This is a genomic window from Pantoea sp. 1B4 (assembly GCF_016925765.1).
Classification (GTDB): domain Bacteria; phylum Pseudomonadota; class Gammaproteobacteria; order Enterobacterales; family Enterobacteriaceae; genus Pantoea; species Pantoea agglomerans.
The window spans coordinates 2,796,230-2,808,078 of the sequence record NZ_JAEUWZ010000001.1 but is presented as its reverse complement, the minus strand read 5'-3'; the positions used below and the strand labels follow the sequence as shown (position 1 = coordinate 2,808,078).

Sequence of the window (11,849 nt, the reverse complement as noted above, 5' to 3'; positions counted from 1 at the left end):
TGACAGCCAATTGAGGTAACCGATGAATTATCCGTCCATCACCCTGTGGTCAGATTCATCATTTTTCAGTCCTTACGCCATGTCGGCCTATGTTGCTCTTACCGAAAAAGGGATCCCTTTCCAGCTGAAGCGCGTCGATTTGTCGCAGAATCAGCAATACGCCGCGGCTTACCGCGAGCTGTCGCTGACCTGCCGGGTCCCGACCCTGCAGATTGATGCGTTCCTGTTAAGCGAATCCTCGGCGATTACCGAATATCTTGAAGAGCGCTTTCCGGCGCCCGAATTTGAGCGCCTCTATCCCCGCGACCGCGAGAAGCGTGCCCGCGCCAGAGAGATCCAGGCCTGGCTGCGCAGTGACTTCCTGTGGATACGTCAGGAGCGTCCCACAGAAGTGCTGTTTGCCGGTGAGCGCTTTGCGCCGCTGACCGCATCAGCGCAGCAGGCGGTGGATAAACTGGTTATGGCCGTCGATCGCCTGCTGCCGGACGGGCAACAGAACCTGTTTGGCGAGTGGTCAATTGCGGATACCGATCTGGCGGTGATGCTTAACCGGCTGGTATTGCATGGCGATCCTTTGCCCGCGCGTCTGCGGGATTATGCTGAGTTTCAGTGGCAGCGAGCCTCAGTACAGCTGTGGTTAGCAGAAAGTGGTAAAAATCGGTAACAGCCAGGGCTTGCTCAGGCTGCCGGAAGTGATTACCTTACGCCACATAAAAATAAAGACGTGGCAAACTGCGTACCCAAGAGTACGCCAAACAGGAAAGGGTTACGGATGGTGGATCAAACTGCGGGTGACGGCATCGAGTGGGTCGATATCGTAAACGAAGAGAATGAAGTTGTTGCTCAGGCAACACGTGCGCAGATGCGCGCTGAGTGCCTGCGTCACCGCGCTACCTATATTGTGGTTCATGACGGTATGGGCAAAATTCTGGTGCAGCGTCGCACAGAGATAAAAGATTTTATGCCGGGCAAGCTGGACGCAACCGCAGGCGGCGTGGTGCAGAGCGGTGAAGATATGCTGGAGTCTGCGCGACGTGAAGCGGAAGAGGAGTTAGGAATTGCTGCGGTGCCGTTTGCTGAGCATGGCAAATTCTACTTCGAAGATCAGCACTGTCGCGTCTGGGGCGGACTGTTCAGTTGTGTGTCACATGGGCCATTCGCCATGCAGGAATCGGAAGTCGATGAGATTATCTGGATGACGCCCGATGAGATCACCGCACGTTGTGATGAGTTCACTGACGATTCGCTTAAAGCGCTCTCTCTGTGGATGAGCCGCAACGGCGATAACCGGGCCTGAAAACGGGCGCTTTAACGCGTCTCAGCGATCCGCATTAAAACCTCTGGCTCTGTTACCGGCGAAAAAAAGGCATGCCCTGGGGCATGCCTTTTGCGTTCTTACCTGACGCTTAGCCTTGTTCAGCCTGCTGAGACTGAATGGCGGTTAAGGCGATGGTGTAGACGATGTCATCAACCAGCGCACCGCGCGACAGGTCGTTAACCGGCTTACGCATACCCTGCAGCATCGGCCCGATTGAGATCAGATCGGCTGAACGCTGTACCGCTTTATACGTGGTGTTACCGGTGTTCAGATCCGGGAAGATAAACACGGTGGCGCGACCGGCAACCTGTGAATCTGGCGCTTTCGACTTCGCCACATCTTCCATGATCGCGGCGTCATACTGCAGCGGACCATCGATGACCAGATCAGGACGTTTTTCCTGCGCGATACGCGTTGCTTCACGCACTTTTTCAACGTCGCTGCCTGCACCTGACGTGCCGGTAGAGTAGGAGATCATCGCAACACGTGGATCGATACCAAAGGCTTTAGCAGAGTCGGCTGACTGAATAGCGATCTCAGCCAGTTGCTCAGCGGTGGGATCCGGGTTAATCGCGCAGTCACCGTAAACCAGCACCTGCTCCGGCAGCAGCATAAAGAACACCGATGAAACCAGTGAGCTGTTAGGCGCTGTTTTGATCAGCTGCAGAGGCGGACGAATGGTGTTGGCGGTGGTGTGAACCGCACCTGAAACCAGGCCATCCACTTCGCCACTTTCCAGCATCATGGTGCCCAACACCACGTTATCTTCCAGTTGTTCCTGGGCGACCACTTCGGTCATGCCTTTGCTCTTACGTAGCTCAACCAGACGCGGCACGTAGTTTTCACGCACCTGTTCCGGATCAACAATCTCAACCCCTTTGCCCAGTTCGACACCCTGAGCCGCAGCAACACGCTGAATCTCATCCGGGTTGCCTAACAGTACGCAGGTGGCGATACCGCGTTCAGCACAGATAGCGGCCGCTTTAACCGTACGCGGCTCGTCACCCTCTGGCAGCACGACGCGTTTGCCCGCTTTACGCGCCAGCTCAGTCAGCTGATAGCGGAAGGCCGGTGGCGACAGGCGACGGCTGCGCTCTGACGTGGCGGTCAGTGACTCAATCCAGTCGGCATTAATGTAGCTGGCAACATATTCCTGCACTTTCTCGATGCGCTGCGTGTCGTCAGCGGGCACTTCAAGATTAAAGCTCTGCAGGCTCAGAGAGGTCTGCCAGGTATTGGTTTTCACCATGAACACCGGCAGGCCGGTCTGGAAGGCACGGTCACAGAGGCGCGCGATACGATCGTCAATCTCGTAGTTACCGGTCAGCAGGATAGCGCCAATCTCAATGCCGTTCATGGCGGCCAGACAGGCGGCGACCAGTACATCCGGGCGGTCTGCGGAAGTCACCAGCAGTGAGCCTGGACGGAAATGCTCCAGCATGTGCGGGATACTACGGGCGCAGAAGGTGACCGATTTAACCCGGCGGGTCTGAATCTCACCTTCGTTGATGATGCGCGCATCCAGGTGGCGGCACATATCGATTGCGCGGGTGGCGATCAGATCAAAGCTCCATGGCACGCAGCCCAGCACCGGCAGCGGGCTGTCTGAGAACAGCTGCTTAGGATCGATATTGGCGATGCTGGCTTTTGACGAGTCATCAAAAATTTCTGACAGGTCAGGGCGGGTACGCCCCTGATCATCGACCGGCGCGTTGAGTTTATTGATGATCACGCCAGTGATATTTTTATTCTTCTGACCGCCGAAGCTGCTCTGCGTCAGTTCAATGCGCTCTTTCAGCTGGGCCGGAGAGTCATTGCCCAGCGCCATCACGAAGACGATTTCCGCATTCAGGGTTTTCGCGATTTCATAATTCAGCGCGTTGGCGAACTGATGCTTACGGGTAGGGACCAGACCTTCAACCAGCACTACTTCCGCATTCTGCGTGTTGGCATGGTAACGGGAGATGATCTCTTCCATCAGCACATCCTGCTGGTTCGATCCCAGCAGTGATTCAACACGTGACATCTGCAGCGGTTCAGCGGCAGGAATCGAAGAGTTCTTACGGATAATAGTGGTGGTTTGATCCGGCGTATCGCCGCCGGTACGCGGCTGAGCAATCGGCTTAAAGACGCTAAGTCGAACGCCTTTGCGCTCCATGGCGCGGATAACGCCGAGGCTGACGCTGGTCAGGCCGACGCTGGTGCCGGTCGGAATGAGCATAATTGTACGTGACACGTTTGAACCTCTCAGTAATGGCAGGGTGTCAAAAACAACTCCGTCAGCCTGAGCTGACGGAGAGAAGTGTTTACGCAGTCAGACGCGCGGCGTCCTGGGCGATGACCAGCTCTTCGTTGGTCGGGATCACCAGCGCCGGGCGGGTGCCTTCTTTATTGATGTAACCAGACTTGCCGAAACGGGCCGCCAGGTTGCGATCGTGATCGACGTCAAAGCCCAGCAGTGCCAGTTTTTTCAGTGAGAGTTCACGAACCATCGCGGCGTTTTCACCGATGCCGCCAGTAAATACCACGGCATCAAGGCGGCCATCCATCAGCGCAGTGTAGCTGCCGATATATTTCGCCAGGCGATGACAGAAGACATCCATTGCGCGCTTCGCATCTTCTTTGGTGGTGTAGTTATCTTCCACGTAGCGGCAGTCGCTGGTGACTTCAGTCAGACCTAACAGGCCAGACTCTTTGGTCAGCAGTTTATTGATGGCATCGACGCTCATACCCAGCGTATCGTGCAGGAAGAAGATAATTGCCGGGTCGATGTCGCCACTGCGGGTACCCATCACCAGGCCTTCCAGTGGGGTCAGGCCCATTGAGGTGTCCACACACTCGCCGTTGCGAATGGCAGAGACAGAACCGCCGTTACCGAGGTGGCAGGTAATAATATTCAGTGACTCAAGCGGCTTGTTGAGCATTTTGGCCGCTTCATGGGTCACATAGAAGTGGCTGGTACCATGCGCGCCATAGCGACGAACGCCATGCTCTTTATACAATTTGTACGGCAGCGCATAGAGATAAGACTCTTCCGGCATTGTCTGATGGAAAGCGGTGTCAAATACCGCGACATTCTTATCTGACAGGTGCGGGAAGTTTTTCATCGCTTCATCAATACCGATCAGATGAGCCGGATTGTGCAGCGGTGCAAAAGAAGAGGCGTCTTTGATGCCCTGTACCACTTCTTCAGTGATGATGACTGACTGAGTCAGCTTCTCGCCGCCATGAACGATACGATGGCCGATTGCAGCAATTTGTGCCGAAAGCTCAGGTTTTTGTGCCAGAATGGTTTTAACGATAAAGTTCAGCGCTTCACTATGCGCTGCGCCAGCACCCAGAGGCGCTTCCTGTTTTTCGCCTTCCAGCTTCCATTTGATGCGGGCTTCAGGAAGGTGGAAACATTCCGCCAGGCCCGACAGGAATTCTTCACCGCTGGCAGGGTTGAGGATGGCAAACTTAAGGGAAGAGCTGCCACAGTTCAGAACCAGAACTAACTTACTCGACATGGAAGTACCTATTTTTTGAGAGTGGCTAAATAAAACGCAATCAGACTAACAGCGTAGCCCATGAAAGCTGGTAGATTAATGACAAACATCATGCGGTAGACAGAATTCTGCATTTCCGCAAAATATTTCGGCAATCTTACGCGAAAATTTGAAAATTGCCTCGTCTGAACCTGGCTCAGGCCTCTTCCCAAAAGCGCAATCCGCTTCCGGAAAGGGGGTAAAACGGCGTCAGAATAGCTGGAGTCACCTTTAAAGACAAAAATAATTGAAGGATGTCACGTAAAGTTGTGTAGTTATAACTATTTTTTAATTTTTACAGCATTAGTTGAGGTGAGCCATGGCGAATGAATCTGGCAGTACCAATTGGTTTCGGATGTTTCAGCGCGGCCAACACTATATGAAGACCTGGCCGGCTGATAAGCGCCTGGCACCTATGTTCCCGGAAAACCGTGTTTCATCGGCAACGCGTTTTGCTATTCGCTTTATGCCCCCCTTTGGCGATTTTTACGCTGACCTGGCAGATCGCGATGGGCGGTCAGTTAGGCCCGGCCGTGGCGACCGCGCTGTTTGCCTGTACCCTGCCGATGCAGGGATTATGGTGGCTGGGAAAGCGTTCTGTGACGCCGCTGCCGCCGACGCTGCTTAACTGGTTTCATGAAGTTCGTGCCCGGCTGGAAGAAGCGGGGCAGGCGACAGCGCCAGTAGAAGGCAAGCCGACCTATCAGGCGCTGGCCGATCTGCTAAAGCGGGCGTTCAAACAACTCGACCGCACTTTCCTCGACGATCTCTGACCCATCCCCGCTGGCGGTAAAATATTTACCGCTAACCTGCGGCCAAATCAAAGAATGGTGATACGGCGATTTCCGTGTCGCTAACGCTGTGCAATGATTTCTCCATTGTCGATTAACTGAGCGGTCTCTGACCGGGAGTAAATGATGGAAATGACCCATGCGCAGCGTTTGATTCTCACTAATCAGTACAAAATGATGGCCATGCTTGAGCCGGAAAATGCGGAACGTTTTCGTCGTTACCAGACCATCATCGAACGCGGTTATGCGCTGCAGATGCGGGAGCTGGACAAAGAGTTTGGCGAACTCAGCGAAGCGATCTGCCGGACGGTAATCGATATTATGGAAATGCATCACGCTCTCCACGTCTCCTGGTCGAACCTTAAAGAGAAAGGTGAGCTTGAAGAGCGCCGTCTGGCCTTTCTGGGCTTCGATGCGGCAACGGAAGCGCGCCTGCTGGGTTATGTCCGTTTTATGGTCAATACAGAAGGGCGCTATACCCACTTCGATTCCGGTACCCATGGTTTTAATGCGCAGACCCCGATGTGGGAAAAGTATCAACGGATGTTAGCTTTGTGGCAGACTTGTCCGCGCCAGTACCATTTAAGTGCAAACGAAATTGCGCAAGTGATTAATGCCTGATGAGGAGGAGCGCGTGACCTACAGAGGTTTTCTATTTGATTTAGACGGCACGCTGGTGGATTCACTGCCAGCGGTTGAACGAGCCTGGAGCCAGTGGGGTGCCCGTCATGGCATCGCGGCTGATGAGATTCTGGATTTCATTCATGGCAAACAGGCGATCACCTCTCTGCGTCATTTCATGGCAGGCCAGTCGGAAGAGGCTATTCAGGCGGAGTTTGTTGCGCTGGAGCAGGCTGAAGCGGCGGACACCGACGGTGTGCAGGCGCTGCCAGGGGCCAACGCGTTGCTGAACCGGCTGAACGAACTGCAGATTCCCTGGGCGATTGTCACTTCCGGTTCAGTGCCGGTCGCACATGCACGTCATAAAGCCGCAGGCTTACCGAAGCCTGCCGTGTTTATTACCGCTGAACAGGTGGCTAAGGGCAAACCGGAGCCCGATCCCTACCTGCTTGGCGCGGAGAAGCTGGGATTAGCGGCGACATCGTGCGTGGTTGCAGAAGATGCACCTGCCGGAATCTTATCCGGCCTGAATGCTGGCTGTGCGGTGATTGCCATCAATGCGCCGGCGGAGACACCCCGGCTGGATGAGGTAGCGCTTCAGCTCGACTCACTGGCGTCACTGGTGATAACCCGCGAGTCTGACGGCAGCTTTACCTTCCATCAGCAGGCTTAAGGGCTGGCCCGGCGGCCAGACCGCCGGGCTTAGAGTGGCGTATCCTGCGAGATTTCATCCAGTGACAGGCTGAAGCTCGGAATAAACACCTCAACGAAGTAATCCATCTCCGGTGAACGCCGAAGTGCCAGGGTCTTTTCCAGCCGCGCTTTGGCCAGTAAAAATTCGTTGTTCCCGGCAGACAACTCCTCAAGACATTTTACATATGCACAGAGCGCATCCGCCTGTTTCACAACCGCCTGCTCCTCTTCGCTGTGCAGATGCTCATCGATCAACGGGCGATAGATCGCCTGAAACTCTTCAGGCAGCATCTCAATCAGCTTCTGCTGAGCAATCTTCTCGATTTTCTTGTATTCGTGGGCGATCTGCGCGTTGTAATATTTTACCGGAGTCGGTAAATCGCCTGTGAGCACTTCACTGGCATCGTGGTAAAGCGCCAGCATGGCAATGTGATCGGCATTAAGCGACCCGTTGAATTTAAGGTTTTTGATCACGGCCAGGGCATGCGCCACCATAGCGACCTGCAGACTGTGTTCGGAGACATTTTCGGTGCGCACATTGCGCATCAGCGGCCAGCGGTTGATCAGCTTAAGACGGGAGAGATGAGCAAAGAAGTGGCTTTGTGTCATGAGCGTTCCTGTTGGCTGGCGGGGGAGAGACAGGCTCTGGCTCTCCCCAAATAGCGTCAGTATACGCGGGCCCGATTATTGACGATAGCCTTGCAGGAAGCGGCCAAATTTATTGATCGCCATCTCAAGATCATCCACACGAGGCAGCGTAACAATGCGCAGGTGATCGGGCCATGGCCAGTTAAAGGCACTGCCCTGAACCAGCAGCACCTTCTCGTGTAACAGAAAATCCAGCACCATCTTCTGATCGTCGAAAATGTTGAATTTTTTGGCATCGATTTTCGGGAACATATAAAGCGCGCCCTGTGGCTTCACACAGCTGACGCCTGGGATATCATTAATCAACTCCCAAGCGCGCTGCCGCTGCTCGTAGAGACGACCACCCGGCATGATAAATTCGCTAATGCTCTGGTAGCCGCCCAGCGCCGTCTGAATCGCATGCTGCGCCGGTACGTTGGCACACAGGCGCATCGAGGCGAGCATCTCCAGTCCTTCTATATAGCCTTTAGCATGTTTCTTTGGCCCGTTCAGTACCATCCAGCCCTGACGGAAACCGGCAACGCGATAGGTTTTAGAAAGGCCATTAAAGGTAACAGTCAGCAGATCGGGTGCCAGCGCTGCGATGCAGTGATGCTGTGCATCGTCATAGAGGATCTTGTCGTAGATCTCATCGGCGAAAATAATCAGGTTATGCTGACGCGCAATTTCAACCACCTCTAACAGCAGCTCTTTGCTGTAGACCGCGCCAGTGGGGTTATTCGGGTTGATAATCACGATGCCGCGGGTACGAGGCGTTATCTTGCTGCGGATATCATCGAGGTCAGGGAACCAGCCTGCTGATTCGTCACAGAGATAGTGCACTGCTTTACCGCTGGAGAGGGAAACCGCAGCCGTCCATAACGGATAGTCGGGTGCCGGCACCAGCATTTCGTCGCCGCTGTTCAGTAACGCCTGCATCGCCTGCACGATGAGTTCTGAAACACCGTTGCCAATGTAGATATCTTCTACGGTGACATCGCGCATGTCGCGCGCCTGGTAGTGCTGCATGATCGCTTTACGGGCGGAATAGAGACCCTTGGAGTCACAATAGCCCTGAGAGCTGGGAAGGTTACGAATAACATCGACCAGTATCTCATCCGGTGCTTCAAAACCAAACGGCGCCGGGTTGCCAATGTTCAGCTTCAGAACTTTGTTACCTTCTTCTTCGAGGCGCTTAGCCTCTTTCAGTACCGGGCCACGGATGTCATAGCAGACGTTATCGAGTTTTCCGGATTTATCAATTTGAAAAGTCATTGTTACCGCCTTAATGGGCAGAATCCTTTTGGCTGCCACAGAAATCCAACCAGCACAATGTACTCTCCTGACAGTCACAAAAGAAGGGTGCCGCCCCGTTTTGGCGGGTTCAACAACTTTTTTGCCCGGTGCGCAGCGTAAAAAATATTTGTTGTCGCGTAAACTGGTTAATAAAACCATAAATTGGCATTAATGCAGGATTTTAACTTGTCCAAAGCGCTGCTGAACCGACATATGGCTTTAGCATCATGAACGCTATCTGGAAGTTATTGAAATGGAACTTTTCTTTGCACCTGAAATATACACTTAGAGAAATAGTTAAAGGATATTTTATAAATGTTCAAATTATGGACGATTTTAGAACGTGCCTAAAGATTACGCCTTAACGCTGCTTAAGAGTGGCGCGTTTAAGGCCTTGTGTTCGCCGGAAAAGTGCCAAAAGCAGAGCTTCATATGGCACCTTTATTGCAGGATTGTGAGCCGTACTTAACACTTCCTCACTAAATTTCAGAACGCTGAAGGCTTAAAAAAGTGATCAATAATGTGGCATAAGGGTCTGGAAATGCCTTTAGCACAAAATTTACAGCGCTTTTCACAAAATCATTTCCATTTTGAAGTCAAAAATGATTAAGTATAATTTATTATTTAGTGCACTTTGCCGCTTCGCTTGGATAGCCCGTAAAGTGCGCTTTCTATCCCGCACGATTCTTTCTGGTGGGAATAAGACAACTACGCAGCTTCCTGCATTTGCGCACCCAGCGCCATCGGTTCAGAAGTTGTATCTGTCTTGAATAGTACTATGGCTTGAATAGCGCTATGGCCCTTTCAGGGGAGTCAACAGTGCAGGATCCACTTAAACTTTTTTTGTGTCAGTCTTCACACAGGACTGTCATTGAGCACCATTACTGCTTATCACTTTGATAAGCTTGTGATAACACCAGGGTAGTAGTTCGTAAAAATCTTATAAGTGAAGAAAAAACATGACTAATGCAAATCGTCCGATACTGAATCTCGACCTCGATCTGCTGAGAACCTTCGTTGCCGTTGCGGATTTGAATACCTTTGCAGCAGCCGCTGCAGCGGTCTGCAGAACCCAGTCAGCAGTCAGTCAGCAGATGCAACGTCTGGAACAATTGGTAGGTAAAGAGCTGTTTGCCAGACATGGACGTAATAAGCTTCTGACAGAGCACGGTATCCAGCTTTTAGGCTATGCGAGAAAAATTCTTCGTTTTAACGACGAAGCCTGCACATCTCTGATGTACAGCAACATTCAGGGCGTGCTGACTATTGGCGCCTCTGATGACACCTCTGACACTATTCTGCCGTTCCTGCTAAACCGGGTGACCTCGGTTTATCCGAAACTGGCAATCGATGTGCGGGTTAAACGTAATCCGTTTATGATGGAAATGCTCAATCAGGGTGAAGTGGACCTGGTTGTGACGACTTCCAGCCCGGGCAATTTTACCTATCAGGTACTGCGTACTTCACCTACCTTGTGGTACTGCGCAGCGGATTATATCTTCCAGCGTGGCGAAGCCATTCCATTGGTGTTGCTGGATGAGCCAAGTCCTTATCGTGATATGGCAATCGATCATCTCAACGAAGCGGGCATCCCGTGGCGTATCTCTTATGTCGCTTCCACACTGGCTGCAGTACGCGCAGCGGTGAAAGCGGGACTGGGCGTGACGGCACGTCCGGTCGAGATGATGAGCCCGGAACTGCGTGTTATGGGTGCAGCTGAAGGACTGCCGGTACTGCCGGATACGCAATATCTGCTGTGCCGTAATCCTGACAGCGATAATGAACTGGCGCTGGCTATCTTCAATGCCATGCAGTCCACCAATGATCCTTATAACCTGAGCAATAATCCCGACGGTTCACTGTTGCTGGATGACGAAGAGTAATTTCGCTAACGTGTTGTACTCAATACCTGCGTGATTGCCTTAATAAACGCTTATAAATAAGCCTCTCCTTCCCTGAAAAGAACGAGAGGCTTTTTTGTGCCTGACCCTCGTCCTATGTTCCTTACTGCTCATCTGCCTCTCCTGACCCGACTAAAAAAGTTTCACCACCTGCTTAATTGAAACATCCAGACCAAAAAACCGAACGCTTTGTTCCGAATCACCGTTTCAGGTGGGGAAAATTAACGCATAAAGGGCAAAAGTGTGTTCTGGATCAAAAAAATAGCCCTGGAAAGGGGAGGGAAAATTCAGTGATACCTGTCAAAATATGTTTGTTAAATGCACGATCCATGCATGTGAATACCCGCTACACTAAAATTAACCCTACAGACTGAAGCGATTTAGCTGGAAAGCGGGGCATCATTTGTTAATAATATGATGCAGGTGTGAAATAATGTTTGGATACTTTTGTCAAAGTTGACAAAAGGTTATAGAAAGGAGTAAAAAAACCCCATAAAATAGCTGCTTATTACGTAATAACAGCGACATTTGAAAGGTTTTTATCCTTCCCTTGAATCGATGTGGTCAGTTTGCTGCGGGAAACGCGTGCAGGATGCCAGCGCCACTTTTGATGAGTAAGCAATGAGTATGTCAACTACCACCGAAATCATCGCTCAGCACTGGGCGTTTATCGTATTTATCGTTATTGCCTTTGGCCTGTGTGCTTTCATGCTGACCGGAGGATGGCTGCTTGGCGGCAGAGCGCGCGCCCGCTACAAAGACACGCCATTCGAATCGGGCATTGAATCCGTTGGTGATACCCATATCCGCCTGTCGGCGAAATTTTATCTGGTTGCGATGTTTTTCGTCATCTTCGACGTCGAAGCCCTCTTTTTATACGCATGGGCGACTTCAATCCGTGAAAGCGGTTGGATCGGCTTTGTGGAAGCCGCAATTTTCATTTTGGTGCTCCTGGCGGGTCTGGTCTATCTGGTACGCATTGGCGCACTGGACTGGGCTCCAGCTCGCCGTCGCGTGGTGGTAAAAACCACTACGGTCAGCCACACCAATCCTCATAAGCAGTAAAAGAGAGGCA

At 52.2% G+C, this 11,849-nt stretch carries 10 protein-coding genes and 1 pseudogene; 7 read left to right on the top strand and 4 right to left on the bottom strand.

The annotated features are described in order from the left end of the window. Positions 1-22 precede the first annotated feature (22 nt). Both yfcF and yfcD read left to right on the top strand, forming a co-directional pair. Complete coding sequence (gene yfcF / locus JNO11_RS13470) at positions 23-664, top strand: glutathione transferase (protein WP_010258032.1); 642 nt, start codon at positions 23-25, stop codon at positions 662-664. A gap of 108 nt (positions 665-772) precedes the next feature. After that, on the top strand, positions 773-1,297 hold the full coding sequence (gene yfcD, locus JNO11_RS13465) for an NUDIX hydrolase YfcD (RefSeq protein WP_010258035.1): 525 nt from the start codon (positions 773-775) through the stop codon (positions 1,295-1,297). A 109-nt stretch (positions 1,298-1,406) separates the two neighbouring features. Here the strand turns inward: yfcD and pta are convergent, their stop codons facing one another. Then, complete coding sequence (pta, locus tag JNO11_RS13460; RefSeq protein ID WP_031292718.1) at positions 1,407-3,539, bottom strand: phosphate acetyltransferase; 2,133 nt, start codon at positions 3,537-3,539, stop codon at positions 1,407-1,409. An 85-nt stretch (positions 3,540-3,624) separates the two neighbouring features. Next, the gene (gene ackA, locus JNO11_RS13455; RefSeq protein ID WP_010258040.1) at positions 3,625-4,827 is read right to left on the bottom strand and encodes an acetate kinase; all 1,203 of its coding nucleotides are present in this window, start codon (positions 4,825-4,827) and stop codon (positions 3,625-3,627) included. A gap of 337 nt (positions 4,828-5,164) precedes the next feature. Here ackA and yfbV point away from each other — a divergent pair. From yfbV to JNO11_RS13440, 3 genes and pseudogenes are all read left to right on the top strand, one after another. Continuing rightward, positions 5,165-5,618 (top strand): annotated as a pseudogene (gene yfbV, locus JNO11_RS13450) (terminus macrodomain insulation protein YfbV). A 144-nt stretch (positions 5,619-5,762) separates the two neighbouring features. Continuing rightward, positions 5,763-6,257 (top strand): YfbU family protein, encoded by a 495-nt coding sequence (locus JNO11_RS13445; protein WP_010671451.1) that lies wholly within the window; start codon positions 5,763-5,765, stop codon positions 6,255-6,257. Between the two features lie 13 nt (positions 6,258-6,270). Then, on the top strand, positions 6,271-6,930 hold the full coding sequence (locus JNO11_RS13440) for a sugar phosphatase (RefSeq protein ID WP_325177416.1): 660 nt from the start codon (positions 6,271-6,273) through the stop codon (positions 6,928-6,930). A gap of 29 nt (positions 6,931-6,959) precedes the next feature. On the opposite strand, the gene yfbR is transcribed toward JNO11_RS13440, so the two are convergent. Further along, the gene (gene yfbR / locus JNO11_RS13435) at positions 6,960-7,559 is read right to left on the bottom strand and encodes a 5'-deoxynucleotidase (RefSeq protein ID WP_010258048.1); all 600 of its coding nucleotides are present in this window, start codon (positions 7,557-7,559) and stop codon (positions 6,960-6,962) included. A 75-nt stretch (positions 7,560-7,634) separates the two neighbouring features. Continuing rightward, complete coding sequence (locus tag JNO11_RS13430; RefSeq protein WP_325177415.1) at positions 7,635-8,852, bottom strand: pyridoxal phosphate-dependent aminotransferase; 1,218 nt, start codon at positions 8,850-8,852, stop codon at positions 7,635-7,637. A 980-nt stretch (positions 8,853-9,832) separates the two neighbouring features. On the opposite strand from JNO11_RS13430, the gene lrhA reads away from it, so the two are divergent. Together lrhA and JNO11_RS13420 are read left to right on the top strand one after the other, a co-directional pair. Next, positions 9,833-10,756: a transcriptional regulator LrhA gene (gene lrhA / locus JNO11_RS13425; RefSeq protein WP_010258055.1), complete on the top strand. Its 924-nt coding sequence runs from the start codon at positions 9,833-9,835 to the stop codon at positions 10,754-10,756. A gap of 639 nt (positions 10,757-11,395) precedes the next feature. Continuing rightward, positions 11,396-11,839, top strand: a complete 444-nt coding sequence (locus JNO11_RS13420; RefSeq protein WP_010258058.1) for an NADH-quinone oxidoreductase subunit A — start codon at positions 11,396-11,398, stop codon at positions 11,837-11,839. Positions 11,840-11,849: the final 10 nt, after the last annotated feature.